This window comes from Mesorhizobium sp. M0500 (assembly GCF_040321165.1).
Taxonomy (GTDB): Bacteria; Pseudomonadota; Alphaproteobacteria; order Rhizobiales; family Rhizobiaceae; genus Mesorhizobium.
Genome location: NZ_JAMYRB010000010.1, coordinates 64540 through 82163, shown reverse-complemented (window position 1 = coordinate 82163; position 17624 = coordinate 64540). Strand labels below are relative to the sequence as shown.

The window sequence follows — 17624 nt, the reverse complement described above, 5'->3', positions numbered from 1 at the left end:
GCTCCAGCAATCCATCCAGCCAGAGGCAGGCCCAATGACCGAACATCGCTCCCCTGACGCCCATTTTCGCACCAGCCTGCTCGAGGAAAACGATGGGCCAGGAGCCAATCCCACCGACAACCGCACCATGGGTGAGATCATCGCCGCGCGGTTCTCGCGCCGCGGCTTCCTCAAGGGCTCGCTTGCCGTCTCGGCCATAGCCGCTACCGTCAGCCCGCTGGCGCTGATCACCGCCGACAATGCCCGCGCCGCCGAAGGCTCCGCCTTCGCTTTTGACGAGCTCGAGGCCGGCATCGACGACAAGCATCACATCGCACCCGGCTATGACGCCGATGTACTGCTGCGCTGGGGCGATCCGCTGTTCGCCGATTCGCCGGAATTCGATCCGACAAAACAGTCGGCGGAAGCCCAGGCCAGACAATTCGGCTACAACAACGACTATGTCGGTTATATCCCGATCGACGGCTCGGCCGAGCACGGCCTGCTGGTCGTCAATCACGAATACACCAATCCGCACCTGATGTTTCCGGGCCTCGTCACCATCATCGATGGCAAAGCCAAGCAAGCACCCCTCAGCAAGGAGCAAGTGGATGTCGAGATGGCCGCGCATGGCGGCACTATCGTCGAGATACGCAAGGTATCAGGCAAATGGCAGGTCGTTCGCGACGGCAAGCTCAACCGCCGCATCACCTCCAACACCGAGATCGCGCTCTCCGGCCCGGTCGCCGGCCACGACCGCGTCAAGACCAGCGCCGATCCGACCGGCACGAAGGTCATCGGCACCATCAACAATTGCGCCGGCGGCGTCACGCCGTGGGGCACCTATGTCATGGCCGAGGAGAACATCCACGGCTATTTCTCGGGCGAGCTGCCGCAGGGCCACAAGGAGGCGGCCAATTACAAGCGCCTCGGCATTCCCGAAGGTGCCTATGAATGGGCAGCGCATTACGGCCGTTTCGACATCGGCAAGGAGCCTAACGAGCCGAACCGCTTCGGCTGGATCGTCGAGGTCGACGTCCTGGATCCGACTTCGGTGCCGAGGAAGCGCACCGCGATGGGGCGCTTCAAGCATGAGGGCGCCGAATCGATCGTCGCCCAGGATGGCCGTGTCGTCTTCTATCTCGGCGACGACGAGCGCTTCGACTATGTCTATAAGTTCGTCACCACAGGCAAGTTCAATCCGGACAACCGCCCCGCGAACATGGATTTGCTCGACGACGGCACCTTGCATGTCGCCAAGTTTGCCGACGACGGTTCGGTCGAATGGCTGCCGATCGTCTTCGGCCAAGGGCCGCTGACGGCGGAGAACGGCTTTGCCAGCCAGGCCGACGTGCTGATCGAGACGCGCCGCGCCGCCGACCTGCTCGGCGCCACCAAGATGGACCGCCCGGAAGACATCCAGCCCAATGCCGCCAACGGCAAGGTCTATGTCATGCTGACCAACAATTCGAAGCGCGAGGCCGACCAGGTCGACGCTGCCAATCCGCGTGCCGAAAATGCCTTTGGCCACATCATCGAGATCGTCGAGGACGGCGGTGATTTCACCGCGACAAAGGGCAGGTGGGAAATCCTGCTGAAATGCGGCGATCCCGCTGTGACCGACGTCGGCGCCACCTTCTCGACCGCAACCACCGCCAATGGCTGGTTCGGCATGCCGGACAATTGCACGGTAGATTCGGCTGGTCGCCTCTGGGTCGCCACCGACGGCCAAGGCCCGAAAGCCACCGGCCGCACCGATGGTCTGTGGGCTGTCGATACGGAGGGGACGGCACGGGCGACATCAAAGCTGTTCTTCCGCGTGCCGATCGGCGCCGAAATGTGCGGTCCCCTGTTTGCGCCGGACGACCAGACCGCCTTCGTTGCCGTCCAGCATCCGGGCGACGGCGGCGAGGACTGGGAGGCTTTCGGCCGTCCGTCCTACTATGAGGATTTGTCGACGCGCTGGCCCGACTTCAAGCCGGACATGCCGGTGCGCCCGGCGGTCGTTGCCATCACCAGGCAAGGCGGCGGCAAGATCGCGGTCTGACACGCAGCAAGGTCTTGCAGTCTCAAGGAAGGATTTCGGCCATACGAAATCCTTCCTTCCGATACGGGATGCATCCATGCTGCGCATCAGGCGCCGACTAATCATTCGCTGCGCTGAGCCACGGCGACATTCATTGTGCTTCGCAACCTGAAGCCGATGGACTCGTATAACGCTATGGCCGCGGCGTTGCTGGCATAGGCGTGGAGATAGGGAACTTCGCCGCGCGCCACTATCCGGTTTGCCACGAATAGGGACAGCAGCTTGCCCAGGCCACCGCCGCGAAATTCCGGATGTGAGCACACCCCGCTGAGTTCGGTATAGCCAGGTTGCTTCATGCGCTCGCCGGCCATTGCCGCAAGCCTGCCCTCGATTTTCACACCCCAAAAATCGCCCAGGCTCAAGGCTTCGAGCGTGAATGGGCCAGGCTTGGTGAGCAATGCCAGGGCGAGCATCTCAGCAGCATCGTCTCGGGTCAGACGATGCACGCGCGGGTCGGAGACGATCTGCAATGGCTGCTCGGCGATCATCTGAACCCCGGCTGCGGTCGAAGTCGCGGAAAGCCCGGTGGGCAGAGCAATCGCGTCCGCTTGAAGCAGGATCACACTCTCGCCCGGGGAGACAAGCTTTTCGAGCGCCCGCAGGCTTTCCGGGTCGTCCGCGCCAGTGGCGGCGAAAGGGACGATCGACGGCCGATATCGCATGGCGAGGTTGTCACCCTCCGCGAAGGCCCGATGTCGCGTCTGAAGCGCGCTCCAGATAGGGCGGTCGAGCAGATGTCTCATTGCGCGGCACCCTCAGGCTTATTTACACGACGGTCGAGAGGGGCAGCGGCGAGGCCGTCCTCGATGGCAGCCAGCTGCTCAAGAAGTGGCCCCGAAAAACCTGCGCACAAATCCGCGACCACGTTCTCGATGCAAGGCCAGACGTCGCGCTTTGCGACATCGACCAGCCGCCGGCCGTCCCGAGTAAGCGAGACGATCCTGCGCCGCTGGTCATCGGTCGACGGACTGACCTCGAGCAGTCCCAATCCGGCCAGAAGCGAGACGCTTCGCGTTACGCCTGGCTGCGCGATGCCAAGGGATTGCGCCAGTTCCCCGACCGACAGCGGACCCAGTCTGTCGAGCGCGGCCAGCAGCGGGTATTGGCTCGCCTGAACCGGGACATCCAGCCTGTCGAGCAGGCGCTGCGCCTCCGCTTGCAGTTGCTCGCCTATACGCTTCAGCCTGCTGCCCAGGCACAGGAAGCCAAGCGATCGTATGACGTCTTCCATAGGTCAATTCATCCCATGAACATCGATAACATGATATATAACAATGCATGAAAAGCAAGATCGAGGCATTCAAGCGCGGGTTCCAGGCATCGGGCGTATGTCGCCTTCGGCAAGGAAAGGTCGATCGATAAGGCTGATTCGCCTGGACGAGGCCCGTTCGATCAGTTGCGCAGCCGGTAGCCGGTCCTGAAGATCCAGGCGACGATCGCTATGCAGATGAGCAGGAAGACCACCGTCATGCCGAGGCTGACGCCGACCGAAACGTCGGACTTGCCGTAGAAGCTCCAGCGGAACCCACTGACCAGGTAGACCACCGGGTTGAACAGCGTCACCGTGCGCCAGATGCCGGGCAGCATGTTGATCGAATAGAAGCTGCCGCCGAGGAAGGTCAGCGGCGTGATGATCAGCAGCGGCACCAGCTGCAGCTGCTCGAAGCTCTTCGCCCAGATGCCGATGATAAAGCCGAACAGGCTGAAGGTCACCGCCGTCAGCACCAGGAAGGCGAGCATCCAGAACGGATGCTCGATCGTCAGCGGCACGAACAGCGAGGCCGTCGCCAGGATGATCAGGCCAAGCACGATCGACTTTGTCGCCGCGCCCCCGACATAGGCGATGACGATCTCCAGATAGGACACCGGCGCGGACAGCAATTCGTAGATCGAGCCGACGAATTTCGGAAAATAGATGGCGAAGGAGGCGTTGGAGATCGATTGCGTCAGCAGCGACAGCATGATCAGCCCCGGTACGATGAAGGCGCCGTAGCTGATGCCGTCGATCTCGGTGATGCGCGAGCCGATGGCCGAACCGAAGACGACGAAATAGAGCGACGTCGAAATGACCGGCGAAACGATGCTCTGCAGCACAGTGCGAAGGGCGCGCGCCATCTCCACCCGATAGATCGCCCATACCGCATGAAGATTCATGGCCGCGCGCGGGTTCATGCCGGTTTCCTCACCAGATTGACGAAGATCTCCTCGAGCGAGCTGTTTTCCGTATCGATGTCGCGGAACTGGATGCCGGCCGCCTCGAGCTCGCGGATCAGCGAGGCGACGCCCGGCCGTTCGCTCTGGTTGTCATAAGTATAGGTCAGCTGTCCGCCATCCGGCGAAAGCTCCAGCGCGTAGTGCGAAAAAGCATCGGGAACGGTGGCCAGGGGACTGCGCAGTTCCAGCACAAGCCGTTTGCGGCCAAGCTTGCGCATCAGCTCGGCCTTGTCCTCCACCAGCACGATCTCGCCGCGGTTGATGACGCCGACGCGGTCGGCCATCGCCTCGGCTTCTTCGATGTAATGCGTGGTCAGGATGATGGTGACGCCGTCTTCGCGCAGCCGGCGCACCATCGCCCACATGTCCTGGCGCAGTTCGACATCGACGCCTGCCGTCGGTTCGTCGAGGAACAGGATGCGCGGCTCGTGCGACAGCGCCTTGGCAATCATCAGCCGGCGCTTCATGCCGCCGGACAGCGTGATCGCCTTGGCGTCCTTCTTGTCCCAGAGCGACAGGTCGCGCAGCACCTTTTCGACGAACGCCCTGTCCGCCGGCTTGCCGAACAGGCCGCGGCTGTAGTTAACCGTCGCCCACACGCTCTCGAAGGCGTCGATGGTCAGTTCCTGCGGCACCAGCCCGATCAGACTGCGCGCGGCGCGGTAGTCGCGGTTGATGTCATGGCCGTCGACGGTGACGGAACCCGACGAGCGGTTGACGATGCCGCAGACGATCGAGATCAGCGTTGTCTTGCCGGCGCCATTCGGCCCGAGCAGCGCAAAGATCTCGCCGCGCACGATGTCGAGATTGATCTCCTTCAGCGCCTTGAAGCCGGTGGCGTAGGTCTTGGTGACCCCGGAAATCGAGATGATCGGCTGCATGGCTGAAAACGACTGCTTGAAACAGAGTTGTTGATTTAATCCGCTGAATGTCGGTTCGCAAATCCGGATGTCAATGGCGCTCCTGACAGTTCTGGACCATCGAGGTTCGCCGGAATAGGCAACACCTGCCCGGTCGTCCAGCCAAATTCCACGCAAAAGCAGATTAACCGCACTGCGGCGTTCCGCCTCGCGGCGGGACGCCGCTTTGACCGTCCGGTGCATCAAGCCTATCCTTCAACAAACAAGCAGCAGCCGGAGCCGCCATGGACCCGCTCATTCTGTCGCGCATACAGTTCGGCGCGAACATCTCGTTCCACATCCTGTTCCCGGCGATCACCATCGCGCTCGGCTGGGTGCTGCTGTTCTTCAAGCTCCGCTACAACGCGACAAACGATTCCGCCTGGATGCGCGCTTATTTCACCTGGGTTAAGGTATTCGCGCTGTCCTTCGCCATGGGCGTGGTTTCCGGCGTCACCATGAGTTTTCAGTTCGGCACCAACTGGCCGGGCTATATGGAGACGGTCGGCAACATTGCCGGCCCGCTGCTGGCCTACGAAATCTTGACCGCCTTCTTCCTCGAGGCGGCGTTCCTCGGCATCATGCTGTTCGGCTTCCGCCGTGTCTCGAACCGCGTCCACACGCTGGCGACGGTGCTGGTGGCCGGCGGCACCACCTTGTCCGCCTTCTGGATCATCGCGCTCAATTCGTGGATGCAGACGCCGGCCGGCTTCGAAATGCGCGATGGTGTTGCGCACGCCACCGACTGGTGGGCCGTTGTCTTCAATCCGTCCATGCCCTACCGGCTCGTCCATATGCTGCTTGCTTCGGGCCTGACCGTCTCGTTCCTGGTCGCCGGCCTGTCGGCGCTGCGCTATCTCTACGGCGATCGCTCGGAATCGATGTGGAAGGCGCTGCGCACCGGCGTCTTCACCGCCGCGATCCTGATCCCCATCCAGATCTTTGCCGGCGACCAGCACGGCCTCAACACGCTGGAACACCAGCCGCAGAAGATCGCCGCGATGGAGGCCAACTGGAACACCGGTCCCAACGTGCCGCTGGTGCTGTTTGCGCTTCCCGATGAAGCGGCCAAGGAGAACAGGTTCGAGCTCACCATTCCCGATGGCGCCAGCCTCATCCTCAGGCACAGCGCCGGCGGCGTCGTACCGGGGCTGAACGATTATGCCGGCAACCATCCCCCGGTATTTCCGGTGTTCTGGGGCTTTCGCATCATGGTCGGCACCGGCCTCCTGATGCTCGCCGTCTCCTGGTCGGCGGCCTTCTTCCTCAAGCGCCGCCACGGCCTGCCCAAGCCGCTGGCGCTTGTCATGGTGCCGATGGCGCTGTCCGGCTGGCTGGCGACGCTGGCCGGCTGGTACACCACCGAGATCGGCCGCCAGCCCTGGCTGGTCACCGGCGTGCTGCGTACCGCCGATGCTGTCGGGCCGGTCGCCGGCAGCCATGTCGCGCTGTCGCTCGCGGTCTATCTCATCCTCTATGTGCTGCTCTTGATCGCCTATCTCGGCGTGTTGGTGCATCTGGCATTGAAGGCGGCGAAGGATGGTGACACCTCGCCGCTACCGGGCGTCATGAACAGGCCGCTGTCGCAGCCGGTTGCGCAACCAGGAGAAACATCATGAGCTTCGACTGGCCGACCCTGCTGCCTCTGATCTTCGCCGGCCTGATGGGCCTCGCTATCCTGATCTACGTCATCCTCGACGGCTTCGATCTCGGCATCGGCATCCTGTTCGCCGCAGCCGAAGACACCGAACAGGATACGATGATCGCCGCCATCGGCCCGTTCTGGGACGCTAACGAGACCTGGCTGGTGCTGGCGGTGGGCTTGCTGCTGGTCGCCTTTCCATTGGCGCACGGCACCATTCTGACGGCGCTCTACATTCCGGTCTTCGTGCTGCTGGTCGGCTTGATCCTGCGCGGCGTCGCCTTCGATTTCCGCGCCAAGGTGCCGGCCGGCAGGAAGCACCGCTGGAACCGCATCTTCTTCCTCGGCTCGGTCATCGCTTCGCTGGCGCAAGGTTATATGCTCGGCGTCTATGTGCTCGGCCTCGACGTCGGCCCTGGCGGCATGGCGTTCGGCGCGCTGGTGGCGCTCTGCCTTGCCGCGGCCTACGCGGCGATGGGCGCGGCCTGGGTCATCTATAAGACCGAAGGCGATCTGCAGAAGAAGGCGGTGCTGTGGCTGCGCACGGCGTTGGTGCTGACCGCGCTCGGCATGGTCGCGGTATCGCTGGCCACGCCCTTTGCCAGCGCGCGCATCTTCGACAAATGGTTCGTCTGGCCGGCCATGCTCTATTTGTCGCCGCTGCCGATCCTGTCGGCAGTGCTGTTCCTGTGGCTGTGGCGCCAGACCTTCCATCTGCCGAAGCCCGACGACCGCCACGCGCTGCTCCCGTTCCTGACATTGGCCGCGATCTTCACGCTCGGCTTTGCCGGCCTCGCCTGGTCGTTCTACCCCTTCGTGGTGCCCGACCGGCTGACCATCTGGCAGGCTGCTTCGGCACCCGAAAGCCTGGCCGTCATCCTGGTCGGGACGGTCGTCGTGCTGCCGATCATCATCTTCTATTCGTTCTTTGCCTACCGGGTGTTCGCCGGCAAGGCGACGGATCTGACCTATGACTGACCGGTATCGCCGTCGCCTGAAACAGAATATTCATCTTCAAGCGGAATAACCTTCTCTGGCCGGCCCAGCAGAATCGCCGGCAAGAAGAAGGGCAACAGAATGAACCCCTTTTCTGCGGCAGGACAGGATCGGCTGCTGCTTTTGCTGATCCGGACGGTCGCGCTGATCGGCGCACTCGCGCTTGCCGGCCTGCTGCCGGCCATGCCGCAGGCGCATGCCCAGGACGCGGCCAACTGGACGGGCGTGTGGGACACGAAGTGGCGCGGCGGCGGCGCCCAGATCAAGTTCGAGCAGACGGGCACTGACGTAAAGGGCGTGTACCCGCTTTATAACGGCCGTATCGAGGCCAAGGCCGAAGGCGACAAGCTTGTCGGCCACTGGTTCGAAGGCGACCGCCAGGGCGCCTTCACCTTCGTCCAATCGCCTGACGGCGGCAGCTTCATGGGCCGCTTCGATGCCGCCACCGCCGAATGGTGGACAGGTGTGCGCGTCAGCGCCGTCGAGGACGTCCGTGTCGACCAGTCGAGCCCGATGAGCACCATGCGCTCGTTCCTGCAGACAATGAACGAGAGCGGCGCCGACAATGTGCCGCGCGCCACCGGTGGCGGCATGGGTCTTGCCGGTCTGGCAGCGGGTCTCGTCGACGTCACCGAGGCCGACCGCGGCGGCCTCAACATGCCCGATTACACCAAGCTTCTGTTCACCGTCATCGACAACGCGACGTTCCGTCTGTGGAGCATGCCGCATGATGCGATTTCCGGAGACGAGGTGACGGCGACGCTGCCGCAATACGGCACCAGGATCTCCTTCGACGTCACTTTTCGTCGCAAGAATGGCGACTGGTTCATCGTCGGGCCGCCACTTGCCCAGCTCCAGGCCAAGCTCGCCGAATTCCAGGAAGCGCGTGGCGAAGCCGTCGACATGGTCGACGATCCGAGCAGGCTCGCCTCGCCGCGCGACACGTTCAAGGTATTGTTGAGCGGCCTCACCGAAGCCGGCGACCCGGCCCAGGCGGCGCTCGACCTGCGCAACTACAGTCAGGCGGTGCGTGGCGACGAGGCGTTCCTGCTCGAGCGCTATCTCAAAAAGGTCATCGACCGCATCGGCTACGTCTATTGGCAGGAGATCCCCGACGATCCGAAGAGCAACACCCCCTTCGTCTATTTCGAGCATCCCGTCGGCAACATCGTCATCGGCCCGGTCGAGACTGAGAAGGGCAAGATCTGGCAGTTCACGCCCGAGACGCTCGCCCACATCCGCGCGCTCTACGCCGATGTCGAAGACGTGCCGGTGGCGCCGGAATTCGCCGCCTTCGCCAGCACCGACCCGTTCTTCATCGCCCGTGGCCTCGCCCGCGAGATCAGCCCCGGCCTGCTCACCCGCGCCGGCCCGATGGAGCGCTGGCAATGGTCGATGCTCGGCCTTGCCGCACTGGCCGGCATCGTCTTCGGCTTCATCGCCAATGCGCTGATTTCCTTGTTTGTGCGAAGGACGGACAGCCCGGCCTTCTTCCGCATTGTCGAATGGGCGGTGCGCTCGATCGTGCTTGGCTTCTTCCTGCTGTTGACGCTGCGCCCGCTCGGTCTGCCGCAAGTGGTCGCCGCCCCGGTCAAGGCAATCGCCTGGAGCCTGGTCGTGATCGGCGCCGTGCCGGTGGTCTGGCACCTGATCGGCAAGGTCGCCGACCATTACCGTGGACTGTGGCAGGTGCCCGGCTATCACGACACGCTGATTTCGCTGTCCACCGGCGTGGCGCGCGTCGCCGTGCTGGTCGTCGCCTTCCTGCTGCTGGCCGAAGTGCTCGCCATCCCCTACGAAGGCGTCATCGCCGGTCTCGGCATCGGCGGTCTGGCGGTGGCGCTGGCCGCGCAGCCGACGCTGCAGAACTTCCTCTCCGGCCTGACGCTCTATGCCGATCGGCCGGTCAGCGTCGGCGACTTCTGCAAGTTCGGCGACCAGTCCGGCACGATCGAGCATATCGGCATGCGCTCCACCCGCATCCGGTCGCTCGACCGCACGATCATCTCGGTGCCAAACTCGGATTTCGCCGGCATGCAGATCGAGAACTACGCGCATCGCGATCGCACCCGGTTCGCGACGACGCTGCAGCTGCGCTACGAAACGACGCCCGATCAGCTACGTTACGTCCTGGCCGAGCTGCGCAAGCTGCTGATTGCCCATCCGCGCGTCACCGATGAGCCCTGCCGCGTGCGCTTTGCCGGCTTCGGCGCCTATTCGCTCGATATCGACGTGTTCACTTATATCAAAACCGCCGACGTGGCCGATTTTCAAGCCATCCGCGAGGACATCCTGTTGTCCATGATCAACATCATGGATGATGCCGGCGCGCAGTTCGCCTTCCCTTCGTCACTGGAATACAGAGCCACCGACCTTCCGGTCGACGACGAAAAACGCATCGCCGCGGAGAAAAGGGTCAGCGATTGGCGCGAGGCGCAAAACCTGCCTTTCCCCGACTTCAGCCAGATCGACAAATTCGCCCTCAACAACACACTTGCCTACCCGCCTGAGGGCTCGGCGCATTATCGCGAGACAGAGCCCGACCCGGACTCGGCCGAGGCAAAGGCGACGCTGGAGAAGGTGCGCTGGAGCCTGCCCTGGAAAAAGGGGGAGTAGTGCGAAGCGCGGAAACTGCTGATCTCCCCCCTTGAGGGGGAGATGTCGCTGAAAGCGACAGAGGGGGTCGCCGCGCGTGGAGTGCCAACTTCGTCTTCCTCGATATGCCGGACCGCGTCGCGCCAACCGAACCGACCCCCTCTGGCCTGCCGGCCATCTCCCCCTCAAGGGGGGAGATCAGCAGGCCCCCCGCAAAAGCTCAGCTCTTGTTGGCGGCCAGCACCAGCACCGGCTTTTCGCTGTAGAGGTTGGGGAACAGCCGCTTCAGGTTCTCGACCTTGGGCAAATCGTTGTAGACGATATAGGGATACGTCGGGTTGAGCGTCAGAAAATCCTGGTGATAGTCCTCGGCCGGATAGAAGGTCTTGCCGGTCTCCAGCGTCGTCACGATCGGCTTGGGAAACACCTTGGCCTTGTCGAGCTGGGCGATGTAGCTTTCGGCGATCTTTTTCTGTGCGTCGTTTTCGGCAAAGATCGTCGAACGGTACTGGGTGCCCGTGTCCGGGCCCTGGTAGTTCAGTTGCGTCGGGTTGTGCGCCACCGAGAAATACACCTGCAGCAGCTGGCCGTAGGTCACCTTGGACGGCTCGTAGGTGATCTCGACGGATTCGGCATGGCCCGTCCGGCTGGTGCCGACCATTTCATAGACGGCCGTGTCCTTGTCGCCGCCGGCATAGCCGGAAACGGCGCTGGTGACGCCCTTGATGTGCTGGAACACGCCTTGCACGCCCCAGAAGCAGCCGCCGGCAAAGACCGCCTTTTCGGTGCCGGCGGTGGCCTTCTCGTCCATTGCCGGCGGCGGGATCACCACCGCGTCTTCGGCCGAAACTGCCGGCGTCTGCCAGAACACGGCCGCGGCGGCCGTGAGGATGAGCGCGGCAAGTGCTGCTTTTGCGAAAATCGACGATCGTTTCAGGGCTCCGGTCATGTCTGATCTCCCATGATGCTGGTGTGGATTATACGACGGATAGGTCCGCCGGGCTCTCACATTGCTGTGCGCATCGCCTATTTGGCCGGAGCCATGGCATCGCAGGCCTTGGTCGCTTCGGCTTTCTTCATGGCGTCCGTCTCGGCGGCGGCCTTGGCCATGCAGTCGGCCTTCATCGGATCGCCCGCCTTCATCGCGGTCGTGGCCATCGCGTCAGCCGCCATGGCGCCGGCTGGCTTCATGGCGTCCGTTGCCGGTTTCATGGCGTTTGTTGCCATGGCGTTCGCCGGCTTCATCGCATCTTCGGCCCGCGCCGCGCCTCCTGCGAACAGCGCCGTCGAGCAAAGTGCGAAGGCGAGTGCCGCCAGGGTCGGGCGATTGGTCAAAGGATTGGTCATGATGATCTCCTAGGGTTTGGCAGGGGTTGACGGCATGCAGCGGCGCCGCTGCGGCGTTGCGCAAATTTCGGAACGGGTTCTAATTCGCTGCGGCAGCGAGGATCGGCCCGCCGCCCGGCACCTGCACCAGCACCGCTGTGCTGAGGCCGCCCGTCGCCGCCGGCAGCGGCAGTGCGGTGGCGTCGCCGGTCCAACTGCCCAGCCTGGTCAGCGAATGCACGACATTGGCGTGCGGCAGCGTGCGGCCGGTGTTTTCTCCGCGCGCCACCGGCACCTCGACGACGCCCTTGTCGTAACGCACCAGCCAGACATCGGCCCTGCCGCCGGGCACCGGACCGGCGCCGATGCTGACCTTCCCGCCGGCGAGCGACAACGAAGGTCCGTCACCGTGGCCGCCACTCGAAATCAGCTGCTCGATCTCGCCCGGCCTGGCGCCGACGGCATCGGCCCTGCCGTTGACCACCACTTGCGGCGTGAACGGGCCGGAACGGCCGAGCGACGGTTCATAGCGGACCTGGCGCTGCGTGAATTCTTCTTTGCCGAATGTGTCCTTCCAGCCGAGATAGTCCCAGTAGGTGACGTTGAAGGACAGCGCCAGCACGCCGGGCCGGTCCTTGACCCTGATCAGATTGGCGTTGGCCGGCGGACAGGACGAGCAGCCCTGGCTGGTGAACAGCTCTACGACGGTCAGCGTCTGGCCGGCGGCCGCGCTGGTTGCCGACAGCACAGTCGCGGAAAACAGTGCCGCGGCGAGCCCCATCAGGGCTGTGCTTCGTTCCGATCCGGTCATCGCTGTTCTCCTGTGCGGTTCCATGTCCACACTTCGCCGCCGACACACGGTTCGTTACAGCATCACCGCTTCGTGATTGAGGAGAAGTCCGAGTTCCTAGAGCATTAGCGAGAGCCGAGGGGATGTCCGATCTCCCCCCTTGAGGACCCACAAGGGGGAGATCGGCACTCAAGTCGCCCCTATTGTGTGAGCACGGTTTCCGAAGGCCGCTTGTTGAACGCGCACTTGCCGGTCACAAAATAGGAAAAATCGGCATCGTCTATGGTGTTGTTGGTAAGTGATCCGCCATCTTCCCACGCTTGACTGCTGGTGATGCCGCACGGCACGGCCTCAAAGATGTCGACAGTCGTATTGGCCAGCGTCTTGACCTTGTCGATAAACAATCGGTCGGACGTGGCCGGATCGTCCGATCGCAGGGTTTCTTTCGTGCCCGAGGCCAGATAGCCGCCGCCAAGACCAGGATTGGGATTCGGAATCTTCATCTCCAGAGACAGGTTATCCATGTCCTTCACGTCGATCACCGCACCGGCGCCGGTCGCGGGATACATCGTGTTGACGCAGGTGGTTGCGTATTTCCTGGTACCGCTGATCTGAGTGATTGTGCCGGTGGGCAAGCCATAGAAGCTGGTCACCGTGACGGTCGTGCATACTTGTTTCTGGACCAGCGTCTCCGTCGTTCCGTTGATCGTGTAAACAGAGGACGTCCCGTAGCCTTTGGGATCGCCAAACCTGTTGTACGCGTAGGAGATCCTCATCAGCTTGTTGGCCGCCGCGTCACCGGGTTTGGTGCCGTAGAGCGTCACCGTCTTGTCCCACCAGCCAGAGATCTTGTCGACCTTGAACGTGGCTTGCACCAATGCCGGCCGCTTTGTCACTGCCGACGCAACGCCGACCTGCACGGTGTTGATCCTGGCGATCTGCATGAAATTCGTCGGCATGGCAAAGCCGGCCGAAGCCTTGATGCTGGCGGCGCCGTCGGTGGCGACGACGAAGCTGTCGAGCTTGGCCGTGCCTTGCCCGCCATTGGCCAGGTATGCCTCCTGCAGTTTTACCTGGCGGTCCGCCAGTGAGGTGTCCGTCGAAAGCGTCGTGATCGACAGCGACGCTGCATCGAGGGCGTTCTGCATCGATGCCCTGGTTGAAACCGCAGAGGTATAGTCGATGGAAAAACCCAATGCGGCAACCATCGGGATAAGCAAGATGGCGAGCAATGGCGCGAACGAGCCGCTCACCGATTTGAGAAATTTGCGTGCTGACAACGGCATTCCGATCCCCCCGAAACGGCGATGGCCAGTGGCTATCACGCCGGGCGCGAACTATGCTCTAATCTCATGGATCAAAGTTTAACGACTTTGCCGCCCCGCCGCCGCACCCGCGCCCCGCCGCTTGCCGATGTAGCGTGCCCCTGCTAAAGCGCGCCGCATGACCACGCCGATCAAAAACATCCGCAACTTCTCCATCGTTGCCCATATCGACCATGGCAAATCCACGCTTGCCGACCGGCTGATCCAGTCGACCGGCGGGCTGGAGCTGCGCGACATGAAGGAGCAGGTGCTGGACTCGATGGACATCGAGCGCGAGCGCGGCATCACCATCAAGGCGCAGACGGTGCGGCTGAAATACCGCGCCAACAATGGACAGGACTATGTCCTCAACCTGATCGACACGCCCGGCCATGTCGACTTCGCCTATGAAGTGTCGCGCTCGCTCGCCGCCTGCGAAGGTTCGCTGCTGGTCGTCGACGCCTCGCAAGGCGTCGAGGCGCAGACGCTGGCCAATGTCTACCAGGCGATCGACAACAACCACGAGATCGTCGTGGTGCTGAACAAGGTCGACCTGCCCGCCGCCGAGCCCGAGCGCATCCGCGAACAGGTCGAGGAGGTGATCGGCATCGACGCCTCCAACGCCGTGCTGATTTCGGCCAAGACCGGGCTTGGCATTCCCGACGTGCTGGAAGCCATCGTCAACGATCTGCCGCCGCCGCGCGAGGGCGACATCACGGCCCCGCTGAAGGCGATGCTGGTCGACAGCTGGTACGACGCCTATCTCGGCGTCATCGTGCTGGTCCGCATCATCGACGGCGTGCTGAAGAAGGGCCAGACCATCCGCATGATGGGTACCGGCGCCAGGTACCTGGTCGAGCGCACCGGCGTCTTTACGCCCGCCCGCATCAATGTCGACGAGCTCGGCCCCGGCGAGTTCGGTTTCTTCACCGGCTCGATCAAGGAGGTTGCCGACACCCGCGTCGGCGACACCATCACCGAGGACAAGCGGCCGACGGCGCAAGCGCTGCCCGGCTTCAAGCCGGCACAGCCGGTGGTGTTCTGCGGCCTGTTCCCGGTCGACGCCGCCGATTTCGAGGATCTGCGCGCCGCTGTCGGCAAGCTGCGCCTCAATGACGCCTCCTTCTCCTTTGAAATGGAAACCAGCGCCGCGCTCGGCTTCGGCTATCGCTGCGGCTTCCTCGGGCTGCTGCATCTCGAAATCATCCAGGAGCGGCTGGAGCGCGAGTTCAATCTCGATCTCATCGCCACCGCGCCTAGCGTCGTCTACCGCCTGCTGTTGAACGACGGCTCGGTCAAGGAACTGCACAACCCGGCCGACATGCCCGACGTGGTCAAGATTTCGGCCATCGAGGAGCCGTGGATCCGCGCCACCATCCTCACCCCCGACGACTATCTCGGCGGCATCCTGAAGCTCTGCCAGGACCGGCGCGGCATCCAGGCGGATCTGTCCTATGTCGGCAAGCGCGCCATGCTGATCTACGATCTGCCGCTCAACGAGGTGGTCTTCGACTTCTACGATCGGCTGAAGTCGATCTCCAAGGGCTACGCCTCGTTCGACTATCATTTGACCGACTACAAGGAAGGCGACCTGGTCAAGATGTCGATCCTGGTCAACGAAGAGCCGGTCGATGCGCTGTCGATGCTGGTCCACCGCACGGCAGCGGAAAAGCGCGGCCGCCAGATGTGCGAGAAGCTGAAGGAGCTGATCCCGCATCATCTGTTCAAGATCCCGATCCAGGCGGCGATCGGCGGCAAGGTCATCGCCCGAGAGACCATCTCGGCGCTGCGCAAGGACGTCACCGCCAAATGCTACGGCGGCGACGTCTCGCGCAAGCGCAAGCTGCTCGACAAGCAGAAAGAGGGCAAGAAGCGGATGCGCCAGTTCGGCAAGGTGGACATCCCGCAGGAGGCGTTTATCCAGGCGCTGAAGATGGGTGATTAGGCGGGAACTGTAGGCGGAAACTTATGCGATATGCATTCTAAGATGGTAGCCTAGATCGTGCGTGGCTTGGCGCAGTTTTACCGCGATGCCGATTGCATCAAGAAACCCAGCTTTGCATTTTCGTATTTTTTCGGCTGCTTCCTTCGCGCTACGGGCTGGATGGCTGGCGGTATTTCGAAAGTCTTGAACGAATTGACGAGCTCCGCCCAGCGCAGCTCTAAAATTTTGAAAAGTATTTTTTCCATAAAGGTCGTCTATTCGGAATGCTAACGGCTTTGCAAGTGTACTGGCTGGCACGACGCCGACGCGATGCGCTTCTTCAGCCAAAGATGTCACTATCGCTTCCACTATCTGACCTGCTTCCTGCAAGCCTTGGCCCTCGTTCGTTTGATAAACGTCATACGCCGTTCGGAAAAGAACCTTCAGCTTTGGAGTCAAACCTTGGATTCTCCTGTCGAATTCATCAGGAGAGATGTGCTGGGCCAATGGTATGCAATTATGCTGCATTGCAGCATTTCCATTACTGTCTACGGTAATTATGCCGAATCCATGCTTTTTAAGCACACTTACGCTTCTATGGTTTGGGTCATTCAGGTATGCCTCCAGGCTGCAAGCCTGAAAAACAGATATTGGAAAATCAAAATGGCCAATCTCATGGGCCGCTCCCTTTAAACTATTCGGATACAGGTTATCGTCAACTTCCACAGCCACGATCTTCGTTCTACTAGGTTTGAGGAAAAAGCTCGGCCGCCACAAAATTGAATCGTGGATGCCTTCTTCTATTCTAAGGCCGTTGACGCCATATTTGCTGCGGCAGAAATTCAGGGAGCGGGTTGCAACATCTTTAAGGCGAGGGCTCAGCGTATCAAAGGACATCTGTCGCTGCCCCGAGAATTTTGTCAATAATATCTCTTAGCTTTACGAGCTTAACTCGAAGAGGCTTATGGATAGAGGCGACATCATCGCTCTCAAGGGTTGCGTCCAGATACTCGTATACGGACTCAACACTTAGGGTTACCTTTCTTTCATCGTACCGCATCTCGAAGTGTTTAGTATATACATCATGAATGCCTATATTATTGCGGCCGTCGAAGATATCACGGATGGCCCGGCGCGCACTATCTTCCTTGACTCCCACATTACTGATGGACGTGGCAATTTTCGAAAGCTTTCGGAAGTCAGTCACGTTGTTTATTGTGCCGTCACGAAACTTGGCGATTAGCGCGTCTCGCGCGGCATCGGTGTTCGGAAGTGCAGAGGGCACCCTGTTCTGGACAGTTTTCAGAGCCCTTTCCATCTCAATGAAGAAATCTTCCGAAAGGCGTTGCAAAGGCTTTGGAAGAGAAAGCTCCTCCTCCAGTTGCGATCTATACGTTGGAGGCAGGTCAAACAGAAGGCGGCAACGACGTATTTGACCGCGAGTGAGCCCCGTTATTTCGCTCAACTCTATCTCATTCGGCTCTCGCCCCTCGTTCTCCCCAGCGAAAAGCTCTATGACGCTCGGAAGTTTGTTGGCGATGGTGAGGTAATCCCACTGTTCCCGTAGCGCATGTATGTTGAACATAAGCAGGAGGTTGTTCAATCGCGTGGGCCGAGGTTGGACTAAGGCCGGCACACGCTTGAGATTTAGCTTAAGAGCACATCGCCACCGCCGTTCCCCATCTATCAGAATGTAGTCGCCGCCATCTTCGTAAACCGTGAGCGGCACCTGGATCCCGTAGCGCCTTATAGACGCCATAAGGGTGTCCATCTCTTCGGACCGAAAAAAGAGCCGTGGATTCTCGGGGTTTCGCCTGATTCGATCGGGCGATAATTCCTTGAGGTGGCCGGAGGGGTGCTTGTCCACTT

15 protein-coding genes are annotated in these 17624 nt (G+C 61.7%); 5 read left to right on the top strand and 10 right to left on the bottom strand.

All coding sequences use genetic code 11. The features are described 5' to 3' along the window. Positions 1-34: 34 nt before the first annotated feature. Positions 35-2026: a PhoX family protein gene (locus NKI70_RS19335; RefSeq protein ID WP_352724836.1), complete on the top strand. Its 1992-nt coding sequence runs from the start codon at positions 35-37 to the stop codon at positions 2024-2026. 101 nt (positions 2027-2127) lie between these two features. Here NKI70_RS19335 and NKI70_RS19330 read toward each other — a convergent pair whose 3' ends face one another. From NKI70_RS19330 to NKI70_RS19315, 4 genes are all read right to left on the bottom strand, one after another. Next, the gene (locus tag NKI70_RS19330; protein WP_352575304.1) at positions 2128-2808 is read right to left on the bottom strand and encodes a GNAT family N-acetyltransferase; all 681 of its coding nucleotides are present in this window, start codon (positions 2806-2808) and stop codon (positions 2128-2130) included. Beyond that, on the bottom strand, positions 2805-3296 hold the full coding sequence (locus tag NKI70_RS19325; protein WP_023679020.1) for a MarR family winged helix-turn-helix transcriptional regulator: 492 nt from the start codon (positions 3294-3296) through the stop codon (positions 2805-2807). Before NKI70_RS19325 ends, NKI70_RS19330 begins: the two co-directional genes overlap by 4 nt. Before the next feature lie 161 nt (positions 3297-3457). Next, complete coding sequence (locus tag NKI70_RS19320; protein WP_352451914.1) at positions 3458-4219, bottom strand: ABC transporter permease; 762 nt, start codon at positions 4217-4219, stop codon at positions 3458-3460. Positions 4220-4233: 14 nt separating this feature from the next. Then, positions 4234-5160: an ABC transporter ATP-binding protein gene (locus NKI70_RS19315; protein ID WP_352571566.1), complete on the bottom strand. Its 927-nt coding sequence runs from the start codon at positions 5158-5160 to the stop codon at positions 4234-4236. A gap of 263 nt (positions 5161-5423) precedes the next feature. On the opposite strand from NKI70_RS19315, the gene NKI70_RS19310 reads away from it, so the two are divergent. From NKI70_RS19310 to NKI70_RS19300, 3 genes are all read left to right on the top strand, one after another. Then, positions 5424-6797: a cytochrome ubiquinol oxidase subunit I gene (locus NKI70_RS19310; RefSeq protein ID WP_352571565.1), complete on the top strand. Its 1374-nt coding sequence runs from the start codon at positions 5424-5426 to the stop codon at positions 6795-6797. After that, the gene (locus NKI70_RS19305) at positions 6794-7798 is read left to right on the top strand and encodes a cytochrome d ubiquinol oxidase subunit II (protein WP_352571564.1); all 1005 of its coding nucleotides are present in this window, start codon (positions 6794-6796) and stop codon (positions 7796-7798) included. Before NKI70_RS19310 ends, NKI70_RS19305 begins: the two co-directional genes overlap by 4 nt. A 99-nt stretch (positions 7799-7897) precedes the next feature. Next, on the top strand, positions 7898-10432 hold the full coding sequence (locus tag NKI70_RS19300) for a mechanosensitive ion channel family protein (protein WP_352591688.1): 2535 nt from the start codon (positions 7898-7900) through the stop codon (positions 10430-10432). A 199-nt stretch (positions 10433-10631) separates the two neighbouring features. Here NKI70_RS19300 and msrA read toward each other — a convergent pair whose 3' ends face one another. From msrA to NKI70_RS19280, 4 genes are all read right to left on the bottom strand, one after another. Beyond that, on the bottom strand, positions 10632-11360 hold the full coding sequence (msrA, locus tag NKI70_RS19295) for a peptide-methionine (S)-S-oxide reductase MsrA (protein ID WP_352724835.1): 729 nt from the start codon (positions 11358-11360) through the stop codon (positions 10632-10634). A 77-nt stretch (positions 11361-11437) separates the two neighbouring features. Continuing rightward, entirely contained in the window at positions 11438-11758 is a 321-nt protein-coding gene (locus NKI70_RS19290) for a hypothetical protein (RefSeq protein ID WP_352724834.1), read from the bottom strand. Positions 11759-11837: 79 nt separating this feature from the next. Continuing rightward, positions 11838-12548, bottom strand: a complete 711-nt coding sequence (locus NKI70_RS19285; RefSeq protein WP_352724833.1) for a DUF1223 domain-containing protein — start codon at positions 12546-12548, stop codon at positions 11838-11840. A gap of 179 nt (positions 12549-12727) precedes the next feature. Beyond that, positions 12728-13813, bottom strand: coding sequence for a TadE/TadG family type IV pilus assembly protein (locus NKI70_RS19280; RefSeq protein ID WP_352724832.1), 1086 nt, complete (start codon positions 13811-13813; stop codon positions 12728-12730). 157 nt (positions 13814-13970) lie between these two features. Between NKI70_RS19280 and lepA the strand changes: the two genes are divergently transcribed. After that, positions 13971-15776 carry a translation elongation factor 4 gene (gene lepA / locus NKI70_RS19275; protein ID WP_352724831.1) on the top strand — a complete coding sequence of 602 codons (1806 nt, stop codon included), beginning with the start codon at positions 13971-13973 and terminating at the stop codon, positions 15774-15776. Between the two features lie 21 nt (positions 15777-15797). Here the strand turns inward: lepA and NKI70_RS19270 are convergent, their stop codons facing one another. Then, a complete protein-coding gene (locus NKI70_RS19270; protein ID WP_352724830.1) occupies positions 15798-16652 on the bottom strand; it encodes a hypothetical protein in 855 nt (284 codons plus the stop codon). After that, positions 16642-17622 (bottom strand): ParB/RepB/Spo0J family partition protein, encoded by a 981-nt coding sequence (locus NKI70_RS19265; protein ID WP_352724829.1) that lies wholly within the window; start codon positions 17620-17622, stop codon positions 16642-16644. Before NKI70_RS19265 ends, NKI70_RS19270 begins: the two co-directional genes overlap by 11 nt. Positions 17623-17624: the final 2 nt, after the last annotated feature.